We start from the raw sequence: 17458 nt of genomic DNA, 5'->3' as shown, positions 1-17458 counted from the left end.
AAACGGCTCGGGCCGACGAAGATTGAGGGCGTGGACGATAGGGCCGAATGCGACCTGGCGTGGGAACTGGCTGATGCGGTCAGCCCTCTACTCACCGACCGCGACCGCAATCGGTTTTACGCCGCGATCGGTTCAGGCGAGTGCTACGCCGCGATCGACACGGCGCTGCAAACCATGGCACAGCGGCGGGCGTCGATGCCTTCCGAGCTCACGGCCAAGCTCACCGCCTGGCTCGGCGCCTACGCGTACAGCGCCGACGCGCCACGGCTACGCGGACTGCTGCGGGCCACCGCATTGCCCGGCGGTTCAGCGAGTCATTAGTTCCCGGGCGGGCGAAGGCCGAGGGCGCCCAGAAGCTCCTCGCGCCCCCACGGCTTGCTGATCGCGGCCTCGCGAAGTTCGTTGCGCCACTCTTCCCTGTCCCGAAGCCCCAATCGCAGCTTTCCGCGCAACCCCCGCAGCCTCGGTAGCCGAAGCGGCGGTATGGGAATGGGCATTGCCGGTTTGTCGCGGTCCGAGTCGCTCGGGTGGTCGCCCGGGTGCGACGGGCCGCCCTGATGTAGCGCCTTGGGTGCCGTCGGTATGGCCGGGGCGGCCGGCGGCGGCGCCGCGGCGGAGGCCGCCGGTGCCACCGGTTCGCCCAGGCCACCGACGGCCGCGGCGTGGCCACCGACGCCCTCCGCGCCCAGCCCGGCGAACATCGGCGAAACCGGGTAGGCGGGGGCCATGGCGGCGGGCGCCGCCGGCGCCGCCGCGACGCCCGGCACGAATGGCGCGGCCGGCCCCGCCGGTGCCCAAGCGGCCGGGGCGACCGCCGCGGCACTGGCTCCGCCGGCGCTCACGACGCCGACGCCACCCGGGTCAGCGACCGCGGCTGATGATCCACCGCCACCGCCACCACTGGGCCCGCCGCCATCACCGGTGACGGCGCCGCTGCCCCCGGCAGTGCCGGCCGCTGGGCCACCGGCCGCCGCCGACTGACCGTTTCCGGCGGATGCGCCGGCCCCGCCGCCCGCGTGGGTTCCGCCGACGGGCGCGGTGGTGCCGCCGCCGACCACCGGGCCGCCGGTTCCGCCGTGTTGCGCGGCATCGATCGCCCCGTGGGCGGTGTTGCCGATCAGATGGCCGGCGGGACTCTGGCTGGCCGCGCCGATGAATTCCTGCACCTTCTGCAGCGGCGACGCGTTGAGGGCCTCGGTTCCGGCATACGTTCCCGCGCTCGCGCGCAGGGCCTGCACAAACTGGTCGTGGTAATAAGCCGCTTGGGCGCCGGCGGCCTGGTAGGCCTTCGAGTGCGCGGAAAACAGCGCCGATACGAACGCCGACACCGCGTCGCCGCCCGGAGCTTCCACTCCCGCGGTCCCGGCTGCTGCGGTCGAGTTGGCCGCGTGGATCGTCGCCCCCACCGAGGCCAAATCCCCGGCCGCGGCCGCCATAATCTGCGGCGTCGCGGTCACATCTGACACGAGCCACCTCCCCAACCCCACGGCCAAACTCTTAGGGCGGATCGTATCGCGGTTGGGCCGCACATCCTAGGGTTCGGGCCCATCAGTGCCCGTCGAGGATCCGGCGCTTTTCGGCCTCGAACTCCGCCGGGGTCAACGCCCCGGAATCCCGCAGCGCGGCCAGCGTTTTGAGCCGCTCGAGGCGGACCCCCTCGTCGCCGGGTTCTATCGGCACGGACACGGGCGCCGGCGGTTGGTAGAACGGGTTGGCCGCCACCACCGCCTTGCGCCGGGTGCGGGACAGCCACATGCCCGACAGAATCGAATCGACCAGTCCCACCACGAACAGGCCGACGAACAACCACACCAGAAAGCCGTAGGAACTCTTGTGGCCGAAGGCCAGTCGCGGGTTGATGTATCCGTTGACCTGGCCGTCGGTCGTGATGTTGTAGGTGCCGGCGACGGGAATCTGGGCCACCCACACCCGCACGTGCGCGTCGTTGTTGACCGTCGTTGTGCTGCCGATGTTTTCGCTGACCGCCGGCTGCGCCACCCCCTCGGGCGGCGCGATCGTGACCCCGAGCGGCGGTACCGGCAGGCCGCCGTTGGGACTGCCCACGACGACGGTGTGCAGGCTGACGGTGACCTCGCCGGCGGGCAGGTACAGGCTTTTCGATCCCGGGATCGGCACCTCGCCGTAGGCGTTGTACTTGTCCAGAAAGAACGCGTTGAGCACCAGCGCGACGATGAAGCCGCCCACCGACACGACCATCAGCGCGACGGCGGCGGACAGCGAGGCCTTCGCGAGCCGTCTGCTGGTCATCCACGCAGTGTGGCACCGCGGGGCAAGCGATGCGAGCGAAAAACCGCGAAGCCGACGAGGATCACCAACGCCAGCACCGGCACCCAGTCACCGAGCCGTTGGTACGGCGTGACCGTCGACCCCAACGGCACCGCGACGACGGTCACACCCCGGAATCCCGACGGGCACCAGGCCAGGCGGTGGCCTCGCGCGTCGAAGGCCGAGCTATCGCCCGACAACCCGACGTGCACCGCCGGCCGGCCCGCCTCGACGGCGCGCACCGCGGGTTGGGCTGCCAGCTGCGGCTGCGCCCAGCTCCCCTGGAACGACGACGTGGAACTCTGATACACCAGCAGCCCGGCGCCCAGCCGCGCCTCCCGCCGGGCCAAGTCGGAGAACAGGGTCTCGTAGCTGACGAGCGGCCCGATCGGCAGGTCGCCGGCGCGCAGCACCACGGGGCCGCTCCCGCGCTGCCGGTCCTCGGCGGCGGCCCGGCTGTGCCGGGTGATCCAGCCGAAAAGCGGTCGCAGCGGGACGTATTCGCCGAACGGCACCAGCCGGGTCTTGCGGTAGCTGCCCAACACTCCGCGCTCCCCGACCAGTACGGCCGACTTGTAGATCCCACCGCCCGGCGCGGGCGCGTCGACGTTGACCAACAGGTCGGCGCCCACCCGCCGGGACAGGTCGGCGAGCCGGGCCAACACCCCCGGATGGCCGCCGAGATCGGATCCCACGCTGCTTTCACCCCAGACGACCAGATCGAGCCGCGCGCCGGCGAGGCTCGCGGTGAGCGCCTCGCTCGCCGCCTCGCGAGAGCCGGAGTCGGCGATGTCGCCGGGCTGCACCAGCGCCACGCGCACGGTCGCACCGCCGGCCGGCGCGGGGCCCAGCAGATACCACAAAGGGCCGAGCGAGACGCACGCCGCCGCGCAGCCCAGCGCCAGCGCACGGCCCAAACCGCGGTGCACCAGCACGCCCACCACGGCCGTATTGCACGCCGCCACAAGGAAACTCGTCAGCCACACCCCGCCCAGCGACGCCGACGCCAGCGTCACGGGCTGCGCGGCCTGCGACGCGCCGAGCGACGCCCACGAACCGCCCAGCGGCGGCCAGGACCGCACGACTTCGGCCAGCACCCACGCGCTCGGGAGCACCACCACGGCCGCCAACGTTCGCCGAAAGCCGACGGGCGCGGACAACAACCGATGCGCCAGCCACCCCCACGGCAGCCACAGCGCACCCACCCCGATGGCCAACAGCACTAGCAGCGGGCCGACGCTGGTCACCAGCCAGTACTGGGTGGCCAGCACGAACCCGGCGACACCGCACCAGGCCCGCACCGCCGCCGCCCATCCCGACGGCGCCGCCCGCACCAGCAACAGCAGCGGAACCAGGCCGACCCAGGCCAGCCACCACCACGTCGGCGCGGGGAAGGCGAGCGCGGGTAGCGCTCCGAGCACCAACGCGGCGACCAGATTGCCGCAGGGGTTCGCTGACCGCGACACAAAGAGCAGACTAGGACGGGGCTGTTACGAAAGGAGTGATACGCATGGCCAACGATCTCGTCGCCACGGTTCCCGACCTGTCGGGCAGGCTGGCAATCGTCACCGGGGCCAACAGCGGCCTGGGCTTCGGGCTGGCCCGGCGCCTGTCGGCGGCCGGCGCCGACGTCGTGATGGCGATCCGCAACCGCGCCAAGGGGGAAAAGGCGATCGAGGAAATCCGCGCCGCGGTTCCCGACGCCAAGCTGACCATCAAGGCGCTCGACCTGTCGTCGCTGGCCTCCGTCGCCGCCCTGGGCGAACAGCTCAACGCCGAGGGCCGCCCCATCGACATCCTGATCAACAACGCCGGCGTCATGACGCCGCCCGAGCGCGACACCACCGCCGACGGCTTCGAATTGCAGTTCGGCAGCAACCATCTCGGGCATTTCGCGCTGACCGGGCACGTGCTGCCGCTGTTGCGTGCCGCCAAGGGCGCCCGCGTCGTCTCGCTGAGCAGCCTCGCGGCCCGCCAGAGCGGCAAGATCCACTTCGACGACCCGCAGTTCGAGAAGTCCTACGCCGCCATGTCGGCCTACGGGCAGTCGAAGCTGGCGGTGCTGATGTTCGCGCTCGAGCTGGACCGGCGCAGCCGCGCGGGCGGCTGGGGCATCGTGTCCAACGCCGCGCACCCCGGCCTGACGAAGACCAACCTGCAGATCGCCGGGCCCTCGCACGGCCGCGAACGGCCCGCGCTGATGGAGCGGCTGTACAAGGCGTCCTGGCGTTTCACGCCGTTCTTGTGGCAGGAGATCGACGCGGGGATCCTGCCGGCGCTGTACGCGGCCGCCGCGCCGCACGCCGAGGGCGGCGCGTTCTACGGGCCCCGCGGGTTCCAGGAGCTGGCCGGCGGCGGGGTGGCTCTGGCCCGGGTGCCCAAGCTCGCCCGCAACGAGGACGACTGCCGGCGCCTGTGGGAGCTGTCCGAGCAGCTCACCGGAGTCAGCTTCCCGGGCCGAACTGACTATCGTTGATGCATGCGGCCGGAACGGCGAATGCCCGAGTCGAGCATCGTGGTCCGGCCAGAGCCGACGGACAGCGCGACCTACACCCAGTCATCCCGGCTGCAGGCCGCCGGCCTGGCCCAGGGCATCGCGCTGTTCGAACGCGCCGCCGAGCAGGTGCCGATCCCCGCGGCGCCCCAGCCGATCGTCATCGCCGACTACGGCGCCGCCAACGGGCACACTTCGCTCAAGCCGATGTCGGCCGGCATCGCGACGCTGCGCCGGCGCACCCGCCACGACCACGCGATCCTGGTGGCGCACACCGACGTGCCGGACAACGACTTCACCGCGCTGTTTCGGACCCTGTCCGACGACCCGGACAGCTACTTGCACACGGACACAACGAGTTTCGCCTCGGCGATCGGGCGGTCCTTCTACGGCCAGATCCTGCCGTCGAACACGGTCAACCTCGGCTGGACGTCGTGGGCGACCCAGTGGGTGAGCCGAATCCCCTGCGAGCTGCACGATCACGTGCACGTGGGCTACAGCAGTGACGACGCGGCCCGCGCCGCCTACGCGAATCAGGCCGCGGTCGACTGGAACGACTTCGTCGCGTTCCGGGGCCGCGAGTTGGTTCCCGAGGGGCGGCTGGTGGTGATGACATCGGGCGTCGACGACGACGGCACGTCCGGCTTCCGGCCGCTGCTCGACGCGATCGTCGCCGCGCTGGCCGATCAGGCGCGCGACGGCCTGCTCGACGAGGACGAGCGGCGCCGCATGGCCATCCCCACATTCGCCCGCAGCGAGAAGGACTTTCGCGCCCCGTTCGCGCCGAGCGGGCGGTTCGAGGGCCTGACCATCGAGCACCTCGAGATGTTCAACGCCGAGGACCGATTCTGGGCCCGCCTCCAAATTGACGACGACGCAAACGCTTTCGGCGCGCAATGGGCGGCCTTCGCGCGGGCCGCGCTCTTCCCGGCCCTGGTGGGCGGGCTGAACGGCGGCTCCGCCGACCCGCGCGCGGTCGCGTTCGTCGAGCACCTGGAGCACGCCGTTGCTGGACGTCTGTCAAGCGCGCCGCAGGCCATGCGGATTCCGATCGCCACGGTGGTGCTGGTCAAGCGCGGCCGATCGCAGTGACGAGAGTTTCGGCACGCCGCCGCAGCGGGTAACCCCCGGGGATAGTCGCTGCGACTCCAAGGGGGTACGTGCATGAGCGTGCAGGACGACAAAGAGACTGGCCAGGAAGAAGACCAGCGGGCCACCGACCAGGAGTCGGGCAACGAAGGCAACCGGCAGCAAACCGAGAAGCCGGAGCCGAACGAGGAGCACAAGGAAAAGGCCGCCGAGATGATGACGGCCTACGAGGACCGCCCCACCCTGGTGCTGCCGGGTTCCGCCGCGATGGTGACGGGCACCGCGGTCAACGATTGGCTGGACGAGGACGGCAACCCGAAATCCGAGTCGCCCGAGGGCGCCCCGTCGGACCAGCAGGACGACGAAGGCAGGGACCCCGAGGCCTACCAGGAACAAGTCGAAAAGGACAAGGCCCTCAACGAGGAGCTGAAGAAGGCCGCGGCCCAGGAGAACAAGGGCGAAAAGCGTCCAACCGGAAGCTGATTCAGCGACCGTGCGAGGCGAGTTCGCCGAGTAGCGTCGGGATTTCCGGGAACCCGGGGATCGGCGCGTTGATCCCGGGGATCCGCGGGATCGGCGGGATCGCGGGGATTTGCGGGATTTGCGGGATCGGCGGAACCGGCGGCGCAGCAGGTGCTTCCGGGGCGGGCGGGGGCGCCGCTGGCTCGGGCGGTGGGGCCGCCGCGGGCGGGGCGGCCGGCGGAGCCGGTGCCTCGGTGGGTTCTTGGGCGGGCGGCGGTGCGTTCGTCGCGGCCGGGGGCGCCGCGGGCGGGTTGGTGTCGACGCCCGAAGGCGGGGGCGGCGACTGGGTCGCCGGCGGCGCCGGGGCCGCCGGAGTCGTTTTGCCGCCAGGCGTCGTCGCCGGCTTGTCGCCGGAGCCCAGCCCGATCGCGAGTGCGGTGCCCACCAGCGCGATCGCGATCAATGCGCCGATGACCGCCACCAGCGGCAGTCGGCGCCAGGGAATGATCGAGTTCTTGCGTTCCGCGGGTGGCCCCTCGGCCTCCTCGAACTTCAGCGCCGGACGTGCCGACGTGCCGCCGGCTCCGGCGGGCGGGACCGGCGACTGGCCGGTGGCCTGCGACCAGGCCACCGCGGGCATCATCACCGGCGCGGGCGCCTGGGCCGTCGCGGTCCCGCCGGCGCCGTGAGTCGGCCAGACCCGGGGAGGCGGCGGCGCCAGCGGCGCCATCGCGGTCGCCGTTGCCGGCGCGGCCGGGCTCAGCGCGGTCGCGATGTTGTGCCCTGGGGGCTGCGCGGCCCGCAGGGCGGCCCCGGTGGCCGCGGCCAGTTGGGGGCGCGGTGTCGTGATGACCGGGACGCGGAAATGTCCCGACAGCGTCGTGGTGACCGCCGGGATGTTCGCCCCGCCGCCCACCGAGACCACCGCGACGAGGTCGCGAATCTTGTTGCGTCGCAAGGTCTCGTCCAGCGCCGCCACGAAATTTGTCAGCGCTCCGCGGATCGCCTCCTCGAGTTCGATCCTGGTGAGTCGGACGGCGCTGTCGGGCAGGGTGGTCACCGTCTTCGACGACAGTTGCTCCTTGGCGACGCGGCACCCGGCCCGCAGCCGGCCCAGCGCGCCGATGGCCGAGGTGCCGGACGGGTCGAATGACCCCGTGTTCGCCATATTGGCCATGACGGCGGTCAGCAACGCCTGGTCGATCATGTCGCCGGAGAAGTCGCGATGCCGCACGGTCGGGGCCAGGGCCTGGTAATCGCCGGCGGCGTCCATCAGCGTGATGCTGGTGCCGCTGCCGCCGAAATCGCACACGGCCACGGTGCCGCGCGTCGGTATGCCCGGATCCGCCCGCACGGCGAACAGCGTCGCCGCGGCATCGGGCACCAGCACCAGCGGTCGCCCGGGATCCGACCATTCGACCACTCGACTCAGCGCGGCACCCGTGGTCTCCACCGTCTTTTCGGGCCAATGGGATGGATAGGTCACCGCGATGCTTTCGGGCAGCGGGCGCCCGCCGGTCGCGGCGTAGGCCAGCGAGCGCATCGCGTCGGCGATCAACGCGTCGCTGCGGTGCACGGACCCGTCGGCGGCCACGATTCCCACCGGGTCCCCGATCCGGTCCACGAAGCCGGTGATGATCAGGCCGGGCTCGTCGAGCCTGGGGTTTTCCGAGGGCACGCCGACCTCGGGCGGGCGTTGGCGATACAGCGTGAGGACCGGCTTGCGGATGATCGCCTGGTCCGCGGTCACGGCAGCCAGGTTGGTGGACCCAATCGACAGGCCCAGCGCGGGCCTAGCTGTATCGACCATCTATCCACCAATCCCCACGTTCAGCAGCACCCCCATCGTGCCGTCACAAGCTATAGCCAGTCTCAGCGCATGCTATGCGTGAGCTGTACAACGACACAGCCGTCGCTGTGCCCTCAGCGAATCGAGCCCGCGCCCGCGATCAGCGGGAGGTCGAGCGGGGTGACCCAGCCCGGGCGCAGGTCGTTGACCGCCGGCACGGCGTTGAGCGCCCGCATGCCGGTGGCCAGGCACCCGGCCGTGGCCGGGTCGCGGCCCGAGCCGTCGGTGAACCGGAACGCGGTCTCCTGGAAGATGCTCGGCGTCCCCTCGATGTCGACCCGGTAGACGTCGTTGTCGTGGCCCGACGGCCAGTCGGGCGCGGCGTCGTTGCCGATCCGGTTGACGTGCTCGAGCTGGATGCGCGTCTCGCCCTTGTAGATCCCGTTGATGGTGAACCGGACGGCCGCGACGTGCCCGGGCTTGATGACGCCCTTGGCCGTGGTGCGCTCGGTGGGTGTCACCCACTTGTCCCAGGTGGTGGTGATCTCGTCGAGCATGATGCCCGCCGCGTGCGCGATCATCGGCACGGTGGCGCCCCACGCGAAGATCAGCACGCTGGAGTTTTCCAGCATCGGGCTGTATTCGGGCTCGCGGCCGATGCCCATCTCGACCTCGTAGTCGCCCTCGTAGTTGGTGTAGTCCAGCAGCTCCGACGCGCGCACGCGGCGCACCTCCGAGCAGACGCCCATCAGGGTCATGGGGAACAGGTCGTTGGCGAAACCCGGGTCGATGCCGGTGGTGAAGCACGACGATCCGCCCAGCTCACACGCCTCGGTGATGGGCTCGATCCAGTTGGGCGGGTTGAGGTGCATGGTCGGCCACACCCACGGCGTCATGGCGGTCGAACAGACGTCGATGCCGGCCCGCAGAAACCGGGTGATCAGCGCGATGTTGGCGTCGGCGTGCATCGCCGTCGGGCCGTAGTGCACCAGCGCGTCGGGCCGCAGCGCGATCAGCGCGTCGACGTCGTCGGTGGCGATGATGCCGATCGGTTCGGGCAGCCCGCAGATGTCGCCGACGTCGCGGCCGATCTTGTTGGGATTGCTGACGCCGACGCCCACCAACTCGAACAGTGGATGCTTGACGATCTCGGCGATCACCATGCTGCCGACGAATCCGGTGCCCCAGACCACCACGCGCTTTGGGTCGTGTCCCGACATACACACCTTCCTGAGCATCAGCCCCCGGTTCACCCTATAGACCAGGCGCTGTTCGTGGTGACACGATGTGAAACCATGACCAGTCATCTGCGCGGGCCGTCGGTCCTGTTGGCGATCGGCATCGGGCTCGCAAACGGGTGCGGCGCAGCGAGCGCGATCCCCGAGAACCCCAGGGTCATCTACGAGGTGAGCGGCCCGGCCGTCGCCGAATACATCTCCTACCAATCCGACAACGGCCAGCAGCACGCGGTGAACGTCAAACTGCCCTGGTCGACCCAGTTCACCGGATTCGGCGGCGAGGTGTTCGCGCTCAGCGCCCAGGGGCCGGGCCCCATCTCGTGCAAGATCAAGCTCGACGGCAACGTGGTCAGCGACGCGACGGCGACGACGGGGATGCCGGCCCGAACCGTGTGTACGCACTGATAGCGGCCGGCCGTGTCACTTAGGACAGGTATCGCGACTCGCGCGAATGGGGCACCGCCGCCCGAGATTCCGCTGGCCGACATTCATCTCGAGTCGCTCGAGTTCTGGGGGTTCGACGACGACTACCGCGACGGCGCCTTCGCGACCCTGCGCCGCGAGGCGCCGCTCTCGTTTTGGCCCGCCGTCGAGTACGAGGGGTTCGAGGCCGGCAACGGGTATTGGGCGCTGACCAAGCACGACGACGTGCACTACGCCAGCCGTCATCCGGACGTCTTCAGCTCCGCGGGCGGCATCACGATCGGCGACCAGATGCCGGAGCTCGCCGAGTATTTCGGCTCAATGATCGTGACGGACGACCCGCGACACCAGCGACTGCGCTCGATCGTCAGCCGGGCGTTCACCCCGAAGGTGGTGGCGCGCATCGAGGCGTCGGTGCGCGAGCGGGCGCACCGACTGGTGGCGGGGCTGATCGCCAATCATCCCAACGGCGAGGCCGATCTGGTCAGCGAGCTCGCCGGTCCCCTGCCGTTGCAGATCATCTGCGACATGATGGGCATCCCCGAGGAGGACCATCAGCGCGTATTCCATTGGACCAACGTCATTCTCGGGTTCGGCGACCCCGACCTGTCGACCGATTTCGAGGAATTCACCCAGGTTTCGATGGACATCGGCGCCTACGCCACCGCGCTGGCCGAGGATCGCCGCGTCAACCATCACGACGACCTGACCACGAGCCTGGTGGAGGCCGAGGTCGACGGCGAGCGGCTCACGTCGCAGGAGATCGCGTCGTTCTTCATCCTGCTGGTGGTCGCGGGCAACGAGACGACGCGCAACGCGATCAGCCACGGGGTGCTGGCGCTGTCGCGCTACCCCGACGAACGGGACAAGTGGTGGGCCGACTACGACGGCCTGGCGGCCACCGCGGTCGAGGAGATCGTGCGGTGGGCCTCCCCGGTGGTCTACATGCGGCGCACCGTGACCCGCGACGTCGAGCTGAGCGGCGTGACGATGAGGGCCGGCGACAAGGCCGCGCTGTGGTACAACTCCGCCAACCGCGACGAGTCAAAGTTCGCCAACCCGTGGATGTTCGACGTGGCGCGCGACCCCAACCCGCACCTCGGTTTCGGCGGCGGCGGCGCCCATTTCTGCCTGGGCGCCAACCTGGCCCGCCGCGAGATCAGGGTCGCGTTCGACGAATTGCGCCGCGAGATCCCCGACATCGTCGCGGTCGAAGAACCCTCGATGCTGCTGTCGCAATTCATCCACGGCATCAAGAGGTTGCCGGTCGCGTGGACGCCAAGGAGCTGAACGGTGCAGAGACTCACGGTAAGCGTCGTGTTCGCCGTCGCCGCGTTGGCGCTGGCGCCGAGCGCCCACGCGGGCATGACGCTCGGCAACTACAAGGTGGACACCAACCGGGACCCCGGCCACATCTGGATGTGGTCGGTCCGGCAGTGCGTGGACGGCCAAGCGGGATGCGTTCACGTTTCGGCGGTTCCGCAACCCAACGGGCAGGCGGTGCCCTACGACGGGAATGCTTTTCTGTCCGACGGCCGCTACACGTTGGCCGTCGACGTCCCCGACGGCGTGCGCTGCGTGGTGCAGTTCCTTCCCTCGCATGACGTGTACTCGTGGGATGCGGTGACGTTGCAGGGCCAGGTGGAGTCGACGTTCGGTACCGGTTGCGGCGGCTCGCCTGGCGGGGTGAACACCTACCCCTTCTCGCTGGTGCGCTGGTAGCCCCTCGCCTTTCTCTCGCGAGCAGACGCAGAATCGCACAATTCCGCGTCGTGGAGTGCGATTCTGCGTCTGCTCGCGGGTTTATCGTGAGCAGCGTGACCATTCCCGCGTTTCCCGCTCCCGACGTGCTCGCAGCCCGCGAGAAGCTCGTGCTCGACCACTTTCACGACGAGGTCCGCCAGGCCTGGGACGACGTGTTGGCGACGTTCCCGCATCCGCGCTACGAGCTGATCCCGCAGATGATCGTCCATGACGGCGACGCGGCGGTGCGCGGCTATTACGTCTACACCAGGACCGCGTTCCCCGATCAGGACCACGAGATCATCGCGCTGCGGCACAGCGCCGACGCGGTGATCGTCGAGTTCTGGTTGATGGGGACCCATCGCGGATATCTCGGCAAGGTCCCGCCCACCGGCAGCCGGTTCCGGGTCCGCATGAACGCCTACTTCGTGTTCGACGACACCGAAACGCTTGTCTGCGAACGCATTTACTTCGACACCCTGACCATGATCAAGCAGCTGCTGGGCGGGCTGGACATGAAGAAGCCGGCGAACTGGTTGCTGGCCGCGCGCTGCGTGCGCGGTTTCCTGTCGATGTCGTCGGAAAAGCCGGACCCGGCACTGACTTCCGCGTAAGCCGGCGCGCCGCTAGCAGCCGAGTTTTGAGGCCAGGTCCAGGAAGTCGGCCGCGTTGACGTCGAACTCGTCGGAGTAGGCCACATCGACGTCGCCGCCGGCCCCGAACTCCAGCGGACGCGCGACGAAGGCCGTCGCGAACCCCAGCCGGGCCGCCGCGCGGATGTCGTACTTGTGGCTGGCCACCATCATGATCTCGGCGGGCTGCAGGCCGAGGTAGGTCGCGGCCATGCGGTAGATCGCGGGGTCGGGCTTGAACACCCCGGCCATCTCGGCGGCGAAGATCGCATCCCACGGCAGGCCGGCTCGCTTGGAGATGTTGACCACCGCTGACACGTCGGCGTTCGACAGGGTGGCCAGCGTGTAGGCGCGCTTCAACCGGGTCAGCCCGGGCACCACGTCCGGCCACGGCCTCAGCCGCTGCCAGGCCAGGGTGAGGTCCTCGCGCTCGGCGTCCGAGAAGCCCGCTAACCCGCCGTCGGCCAGGACGGCGTCCAGCGCGCGCCGATACACCGAGTGCACGGAGACCCAGTCACTCCCCTGCGCCCCGTCCAGCGCCGCGAAGTAGCCTGCGCGCCAACGGCGCACCAGGTCGGGCCAGTCGACGCCCGGGTGCCGCCCCGCGCTGATCCGCGCCGCCTCGTCGCACACGGTCGAATGGAAATCCGTCGCCGTCCCCTGCACGTCGAACAGCAGCGCCTTGACCACAGGCCCCATCATGCAGGCTAAAATCTGCGGCGTCGAAACGCTTGACCTTCCATGCCGAGGCGGGGTAGTCCGTGGCCGAACCTGACGAGCGCGAGCCCGACTACCGCTTCACCTTCGCCAACGAGCGAACCTTCCTGGCCTGGCAGCGCACCGCGCTGGGCTTGCTCGCCGCGGCGGTCGCCCTGGTGCAGCTGGTTCCGGAGCTGACCGTCCCCGGGGCGCGGCGCGCGCTGGGCATCGGGCTCGCCGTGCTGGCGACCCTCACCAGCGGAATGGGGCTGATCCGCTGGCGGCAGGCCGACCACGCGATGCGCCACGGCGATCCGCTGCCCCGCCATCCCACCCCGGCCTACCTCGCGGTGGGGCTCAGCGTGGTGGGGCTGGTCGCGATCGGGCTGGTGATCGCCAAGGCGGTCATGGGTTGAGCGACTCGACGGCGACAGCCCCGCCCAACGAACCGGCCGATCGGACGGTGCTGGCCTGGACCCGAACGTCCTTCGCGTTCCTGGCCAACGGCGCCCTGCTGATGGTCCGGAACCTGCACGGTCCCGTCGGGCCGTGGCAGTTGGTCCCGGCCTTTCTGGCGGCCGCGGTCGCGTTGGGCACCTACCTGATCGCGGTGCGACGCCAGCACGCGCTGCAGCGGAACCCGTTGCCGGCGCGGATCACCGCGCGACGGCAGGTGTACGGCATCGGGGCGGCGGTGCTGGTGCTCATCGTCGTGACGATGGTCGCCCAGCTGGTCTACTGATGAAGCCCCCGCATAAACCCTCCGGGGTCGAGAACCGCGACATCATCGTCCAGGGCATCCGCACGCGGGTGTTCGAGGTCGACCCCCGCAACGGCGTCACCCCACTCGTACTGCTGCACGGCGGTGGCGTCGACTCGGCGCTGGTGTCGTTCGGTTCGGCGCTGCCGGAGCTCGGCCGGCGCCGGCGGGTGATCGCTCCGGACCTGCCCGGGTACGGCGAAACCGAGTTCCCGGAGTCCACGTTTGCCATCCCTTGGTACGGCGACTGGGTCGCCGACCTGATTCGCACCTACGGCTTCGACCGAGTCGATCTCGGGGGGCTGTCGCTCGGCGGATGGATCACCCTCGAAGTGGCCATCACGCACCCGGATGTGGTGCGCCGCATCGTCGCGATCAATCCCGGTGGCATCACCGAGCGGTACAAGTTCATGCGCACCGCCCAGTGGGTCGCCAACCATCCACGGCTGGGAAACCGAATGAACAGGTTGTCGGTGAGCCTGGGCCGCAGGCTGCTTCGCGCGCAGCTGCGCGCCAGCCTCGGCATGCAGAACGCCTCGGCGCTGTCCGACGACTTGATCGACGCGGTCGTCATCAGCGGCAAGCGCCCGCACGCGGGCGACGCGTTCGCCGCCACCCAGCGATGGGCGTTCGGCGCCGGACCGGAGGGCCTGTCGCTGATGTCCAGGCTGCCCCGGATCACAGCCAGGACGCTGATACTGGCCGGGCGCAACGACCGGCTCGTGCCGGTGGCGGATTCGATTCAAGCCGCGCGACTCGTCCAGGACGGACAGGTGCGGGTCCTCGAGCCGTGTGGACACTGGCTCGTGCGCGATCGCCCCACGGAATTCGTCCAGGCGGTGAATCAATTCCTCGACGCCGACTGACGGGTTGCGGTACCAGCAAAATTTCATGAAAGTTCAAGGAAATTCCCAGGTTTGGGCGCTGCCCATTTTGGCAAATATTTTGGCATGATCGCACGTCACATCACTCGCCTCGCTGTTTCCGCGGCAGCCGCGGTGTCGGGCGTCAGCGCCGCCGTCGTCGGGCCTGCCCTCCCCCTCGCCTCCGCCCAATGTCCGGACGCCCAGGTGGTCTTTGCCCGGGGCACGGGCGAGGACCCCGGCGTCGGCCCGACCGGGCAGGCGTTCGTCGACAACCTGCGCTCGCGCATCGGCGGAAAATCGCTCGACGTCTATCCCGTCAACTACCCCGCCAGCAACGACTGGGGCACCGGCCTCGACGGCATCAAGGACGCCGGATTCCACGTCGAGGACATGGCGAAGACCTGCCCCAACACCAAGATGGTGCTCGGCGGCTACTCCCAGGGTGCGGCCGTCATGGGCTTCGTTACCTCGTCCGCCGTGCCGGACGGAGTCGACCCGGCGACCGTGCCCAAGCCGATGGATCCCGCCGTGGCCGACCACGTCTCCTCGGTGGTGCTCTTCGGCATGCCCAACGTCCGCGCGATGAACTTCCTCAACGAGCCCCCCGTCGCCATCGGCCCGCTGTATCAGGCGAAGACCATCAAGGTGTGCGCGCCCGAGGACCCGGTGTGCTCGGACGGCATGAACTTCGCCGCGCACGACACCTACGCCTCCGACGGGGGAATGATCGACAAGGGCGCGGCCTTCGCGGCCAGCCATCTCGGCGGCGACGCGAGGACGCCTGGCGGCTTCGGCACCTGAGCTACGACGGGCCCTTGGCGTTCAGGAACGCGACGATCCCCTGCGTGACGGCGGCCGCGTACTTCGCCTGACCGTCGGGGCTCTGCATCCGCGCGGCCTCGTCCGCGTTCTTCATGTTGCCCAGCTCGATGAGGACGGCCGGGTACTGGGCCAGGTTGAGCCCGGCCAGGTCGGCGCGGCCGTACAGGCCGTCCGAGCCGGCGTAGGTGGACGGGTGAAAGCCCGCCTGCACCAGCGCATCCCGCATCGTGCGCGCGAGTAGAACGGCCGGGCCGGCCTGAACGTCGTTCAGCGGCGGGCTGGAGTAGTTCACGTGGAATCCCGAGCCCGAGGCCGGTCCGCCGTCGGCGTGGATGCTGACGATCGCGTCGGGGTGCATCGCGTTGGCCGCCGCCGCGCGTGCGTCGACGCACGGGCCGACGGAGCTGTCGTTGTCGCGCGACAGTTGGGTGTGCACGCCCAGTTGGTTGAGCGAACCGCTGATCAGCCCGACGACGGCCCAGGTGAAGGCGTGCTCGGGGTAGCCGTCGTCGGCGGCGGCGCCCGACGTCTGGCACTCCTTGGTGCCGCCGCGGCCGTTCGGGACCTGCTGGCTGATCGAGGCGTCGTTGACGGCGTTGTGGCCCGGGTCGAGGAAGACACCCATGCCGGCGATGCCGGCGCCCGCGCGGGGCGCGCCGGCCAAGGCGGCGCCGAGCAGCGCCGGAGCGACGCCCGCATACCTCAGGACGTCGCGCCGGGTAACGGGCCGTTGGCTCACCCGCGCGATGGTAACAACTTCTAGGTTTCGTCGACGGCGGCCAGCAACGCAGCGCAGACGCTCTTCAGGAAGCTGGTCGGCACGCTGTAGCCACAGGTCACCATCCTCAGTGTGCCGTCGTAGGTGGTGATCCCGGTGACGTACTCGCCGTCGGTCTGGCTTTGGACCACCGGTCCCCACACGGCCGTGGGCCGCAGGGGGCCGTTGCCGTCGAGAGTTTGCACGCCGAGATTGGTGATGAGCAATTCCCACGGGTGCATCCGGGTGAAGAATTCCTCGGTGTCGCGAACTTCGGCGTCGACGGGCACCGCCTGCTGAACGACCTCCGAGGCCGTGCGGATCCCGCGCGCCGACCGGGCGATCTCGAGGTGGACGGTCGTCGCGCGCGCCTGCTCCCAGAAGGCGGCCCCGTCGAGCGGTGACAGTCCCGTCCACGTGCACTGGATGTAGAGCCCGCAATCCCGCTCGACTCCGATCAACGCCCGGAAGTTGATGGGGTTCAGCGCGCGCACGAACTCTTCGCCGCACAAGGCGGCGCGCATGCGGCACATCGCCACCACCATCGCCGCGTGCACCGTGGTGCGCTCCGCCCGGCAGCGCTCGACCAGCCGCGCGGTTTCCAGCGGCCCGATGGCCATCGTGTGCACGTTGGTCAGGGCACCATCGAAGGGGCGGATGGCACTGGGCGTTCGCATCCTCGGGTCGTCGGGCAGCTCGGCGGGATCGAACGGATCAACGTCGCCCAGGGTGCCGGCGAGGATGTGCTCCTGGGATTGCTGCACAGGCAATTTCGGCAACGCCTCGCCGTTGAGCGCGGCGATCACGTCCTCGAGAACCAGCACGGAGGAAATCCCGTCGGCGATGGTGTGGTCAAACGTCAGCAACAGGGCGCTGCTCGCGGATCCCTGCACCAACGACGCCCGCATCAGCGGCGCGCGTGAACGGTCGAACGTCCGGCCGAGCTCGTCGGCCGCGGTGGCGTGCCACGACCACCCCACGCCGCGGCGGATGGTCAGCTCGATCGGTGCGACGGTCGCCGCGCGATAAAAACCCAGCCGGGTGCCCGGGCGGTCCTCAACGTGCGCCGACAACAAGGGATGTCGCCGCTGAACGGCGGCCAATGCGCGTTTCAGCCGGTCCGCGGTCAGCACTTCGCCGAACTCCGCCACCAGCAGGAAGTGAGCGGGATTGCGCTCGCTGTAGCGGTAGAAAAGCCGTTCTACGGCGCCGACGGGACGAACGCTTCTGATCACCAAGTCTCCAAACGTCATTGGGCAGTGCGACAAACTGCACACGGATCGCCCGAAGGCTCGGTTCATCCCGGTGCGCGAAATCACAAGGCGCTCCGCGAAATTCCGCCCGCGGCGGCACCCCGACCCCATTGCGCGAGCAGACGCAGAATCGCATTGCAGGGCC

At 69.8% G+C, this 17458-nt stretch carries 20 protein-coding genes; 12 read left to right on the top strand and 8 right to left on the bottom strand.

What is annotated here, in order from left to right; genetic code table 11:
• Positions 1–30: 30 nt before the first annotated feature.
• The gene (locus AC5Y5E_RS29905; protein ID WP_499907568.1) at positions 31–321 is read left to right on the top strand and encodes a hypothetical protein; all 291 of its coding nucleotides are present in this window, start codon (positions 31–33) and stop codon (positions 319–321) included.
• Here AC5Y5E_RS29905 and AC5Y5E_RS29900 read toward each other — a convergent pair.
• The 3 genes from AC5Y5E_RS29900 to lnt all read right to left on the bottom strand — a co-directional run bounded on the left by AC5Y5E_RS29900 (position 318) and on the right by lnt (position 3710).
• Positions 318–1466 (bottom strand): PE family protein, encoded by a 1149-nt coding sequence (locus AC5Y5E_RS29900; RefSeq protein ID WP_499907566.1) that lies wholly within the window; start codon positions 1464–1466, stop codon positions 318–320. The two genes, AC5Y5E_RS29905 and AC5Y5E_RS29900, sit on opposite strands and share 4 nt — an antisense overlap.
• A gap of 82 nt (positions 1467–1548) precedes the next feature.
• Entirely contained in the window at positions 1549–2268 is a 720-nt protein-coding gene (locus AC5Y5E_RS29895; protein WP_499907564.1) for an SHOCT domain-containing protein, read from the bottom strand.
• Complete coding sequence (gene lnt, locus AC5Y5E_RS29890) at positions 2265–3710, bottom strand: apolipoprotein N-acyltransferase (RefSeq protein ID WP_499907597.1); 1446 nt, start codon at positions 3708–3710, stop codon at positions 2265–2267. The genes AC5Y5E_RS29895 and lnt overlap by 4 nt, the downstream gene beginning before the upstream one ends.
• Before the next feature lie 86 nt (positions 3711–3796).
• On the opposite strand from lnt, the gene AC5Y5E_RS29885 reads away from it, so the two are divergent.
• From AC5Y5E_RS29885 to AC5Y5E_RS29875, 3 genes are all read left to right on the top strand, one after another.
• Positions 3797–4762 carry an SDR family oxidoreductase gene (locus AC5Y5E_RS29885; protein WP_499907562.1) on the top strand — a complete coding sequence of 322 codons (966 nt, stop codon included), beginning with the start codon at positions 3797–3799 and terminating at the stop codon, positions 4760–4762.
• A gap of 3 nt (positions 4763–4765) precedes the next feature.
• Positions 4766–5872, top strand: coding sequence for a class I SAM-dependent methyltransferase (locus AC5Y5E_RS29880; RefSeq protein ID WP_499907560.1), 1107 nt, complete (start codon positions 4766–4768; stop codon positions 5870–5872).
• A gap of 72 nt (positions 5873–5944) precedes the next feature.
• The gene (locus AC5Y5E_RS29875; RefSeq protein ID WP_499907558.1) at positions 5945–6352 is read left to right on the top strand and encodes a hypothetical protein; all 408 of its coding nucleotides are present in this window, start codon (positions 5945–5947) and stop codon (positions 6350–6352) included.
• Between the two features lies 1 nt (position 6353).
• Here the strand turns inward: AC5Y5E_RS29875 and AC5Y5E_RS29870 are convergent, their stop codons facing one another.
• Together AC5Y5E_RS29870 and AC5Y5E_RS29865 are read right to left on the bottom strand one after the other, a co-directional pair.
• Positions 6354–8141: a DUF7159 family protein gene (locus AC5Y5E_RS29870; RefSeq protein ID WP_499907556.1), complete on the bottom strand. Its 1788-nt coding sequence runs from the start codon at positions 8139–8141 to the stop codon at positions 6354–6356.
• A 113-nt stretch (positions 8142–8254) separates the two neighbouring features.
• Positions 8255–9340, bottom strand: coding sequence for an NAD(P)H-dependent amine dehydrogenase family protein (locus AC5Y5E_RS29865; RefSeq protein WP_499907554.1), 1086 nt, complete (start codon positions 9338–9340; stop codon positions 8255–8257).
• Between the two features lie 75 nt (positions 9341–9415).
• Between AC5Y5E_RS29865 and AC5Y5E_RS29860 the strand changes: the two genes are divergently transcribed.
• The 4 genes from AC5Y5E_RS29860 (at position 9416) to AC5Y5E_RS29845 (ending at position 12138) form a co-directional block, all read left to right on the top strand.
• Positions 9416–9763 (top strand): MmpS family transport accessory protein, encoded by a 348-nt coding sequence (locus tag AC5Y5E_RS29860; RefSeq protein ID WP_499907552.1) that lies wholly within the window; start codon positions 9416–9418, stop codon positions 9761–9763.
• Between the two features lie 12 nt (positions 9764–9775).
• On the top strand, positions 9776–11071 hold the full coding sequence (locus AC5Y5E_RS29855; protein WP_499907550.1) for a cytochrome P450: 1296 nt from the start codon (positions 9776–9778) through the stop codon (positions 11069–11071).
• A 75-nt stretch (positions 11072–11146) separates the two neighbouring features.
• Entirely contained in the window at positions 11147–11503 is a 357-nt protein-coding gene (locus AC5Y5E_RS29850) for a hypothetical protein (RefSeq protein ID WP_499907595.1), read from the top strand.
• A 95-nt stretch (positions 11504–11598) separates the two neighbouring features.
• A complete protein-coding gene (locus AC5Y5E_RS29845; RefSeq protein ID WP_499907548.1) occupies positions 11599–12138 on the top strand; it encodes an ester cyclase in 540 nt (179 codons plus the stop codon).
• A 12-nt stretch (positions 12139–12150) separates the two neighbouring features.
• Here the strand turns inward: AC5Y5E_RS29845 and AC5Y5E_RS29840 are convergent, their stop codons facing one another.
• Positions 12151–12858 carry a haloacid dehalogenase type II gene (locus AC5Y5E_RS29840; RefSeq protein WP_499907546.1) on the bottom strand — a complete coding sequence of 236 codons (708 nt, stop codon included), beginning with the start codon at positions 12856–12858 and terminating at the stop codon, positions 12151–12153.
• Positions 12859–12917: 59 nt separating this feature from the next.
• On the opposite strand from AC5Y5E_RS29840, the gene AC5Y5E_RS29835 reads away from it, so the two are divergent.
• The 4 genes from AC5Y5E_RS29835 to AC5Y5E_RS29820 all read left to right on the top strand — a co-directional run bounded on the left by AC5Y5E_RS29835 (position 12918) and on the right by AC5Y5E_RS29820 (position 15282).
• On the top strand, positions 12918–13271 hold the full coding sequence (locus tag AC5Y5E_RS29835) for a YidH family protein (protein ID WP_499907544.1): 354 nt from the start codon (positions 12918–12920) through the stop codon (positions 13269–13271).
• Positions 13268–13597 (top strand): DUF202 domain-containing protein, encoded by a 330-nt coding sequence (locus AC5Y5E_RS29830; protein ID WP_499907542.1) that lies wholly within the window; start codon positions 13268–13270, stop codon positions 13595–13597. Before AC5Y5E_RS29835 ends, AC5Y5E_RS29830 begins: the two co-directional genes overlap by 4 nt.
• Positions 13597–14481, top strand: a complete 885-nt coding sequence (locus tag AC5Y5E_RS29825; RefSeq protein WP_499907540.1) for an alpha/beta fold hydrolase — start codon at positions 13597–13599, stop codon at positions 14479–14481. Before AC5Y5E_RS29830 ends, AC5Y5E_RS29825 begins: the two co-directional genes overlap by 1 nt.
• Positions 14482–14565: 84 nt before the next feature.
• A complete protein-coding gene (locus AC5Y5E_RS29820; RefSeq protein ID WP_499907538.1) occupies positions 14566–15282 on the top strand; it encodes a cutinase family protein in 717 nt (238 codons plus the stop codon).
• A 1-nt stretch (position 15283) separates the two neighbouring features.
• Here AC5Y5E_RS29820 and AC5Y5E_RS29815 read toward each other — a convergent pair whose 3' ends face one another.
• Together AC5Y5E_RS29815 and AC5Y5E_RS29810 are read right to left on the bottom strand one after the other, a co-directional pair.
• Positions 15284–16042: an Rv3717 family N-acetylmuramoyl-L-alanine amidase gene (locus AC5Y5E_RS29815; RefSeq protein ID WP_499907535.1), complete on the bottom strand. Its 759-nt coding sequence runs from the start codon at positions 16040–16042 to the stop codon at positions 15284–15286.
• A gap of 20 nt (positions 16043–16062) precedes the next feature.
• Positions 16063–17295, bottom strand: a complete 1233-nt coding sequence (locus AC5Y5E_RS29810; RefSeq protein WP_499907533.1) for a condensation domain-containing protein — start codon at positions 17293–17295, stop codon at positions 16063–16065.
• Positions 17296–17458 lie beyond the last annotated feature (163 nt).

This window comes from Mycobacterium sp. NGS54 (assembly GCF_059812465.1).
The sequence above is the reverse complement of the archived record's forward strand: the minus strand, read 5'-3'. Positions and strand labels throughout refer to the sequence as shown.

Coding starts and splice junctions, on each gene's coding strand:
- AC5Y5E_RS29885 (WP_499907562.1), top strand. CDS start 3,797: ATGGCCAACGATCTCGTCGCCACGGTTCCCGACCTGTCGGGCAGGCTG.
- AC5Y5E_RS29870 (WP_499907556.1), bottom strand. CDS start 8,141: ATGGTCGATACAGCTAGGCCCGCGCTGGGCCTGTCGATTGGGTCCACC.
- AC5Y5E_RS29860 (WP_499907552.1), top strand. CDS start 9,416: ATGACCAGTCATCTGCGCGGGCCGTCGGTCCTGTTGGCGATCGGCATC.
- AC5Y5E_RS29820 (WP_499907538.1), top strand. CDS start 14,566: ATGATCGCACGTCACATCACTCGCCTCGCTGTTTCCGCGGCAGCCGCG.
- AC5Y5E_RS29850 (WP_499907595.1), top strand. CDS start 11,147: ATGACGCTCGGCAACTACAAGGTGGACACCAACCGGGACCCCGGCCAC.
- AC5Y5E_RS29865 (WP_499907554.1), bottom strand. CDS start 9,340: ATGTCGGGACACGACCCAAAGCGCGTGGTGGTCTGGGGCACCGGATTC.
- AC5Y5E_RS29825 (WP_499907540.1), top strand. CDS start 13,597: ATGAAGCCCCCGCATAAACCCTCCGGGGTCGAGAACCGCGACATCATC.
- AC5Y5E_RS29880 (WP_499907560.1), top strand. CDS start 4,766: ATGCGGCCGGAACGGCGAATGCCCGAGTCGAGCATCGTGGTCCGGCCA.
- AC5Y5E_RS29895 (WP_499907564.1), bottom strand. CDS start 2,268: ATGACCAGCAGACGGCTCGCGAAGGCCTCGCTGTCCGCCGCCGTCGCG.
- AC5Y5E_RS29840 (WP_499907546.1), bottom strand. CDS start 12,858: ATGATGGGGCCTGTGGTCAAGGCGCTGCTGTTCGACGTGCAGGGGACG.
- AC5Y5E_RS29875 (WP_499907558.1), top strand. CDS start 5,945: ATGAGCGTGCAGGACGACAAAGAGACTGGCCAGGAAGAAGACCAGCGG.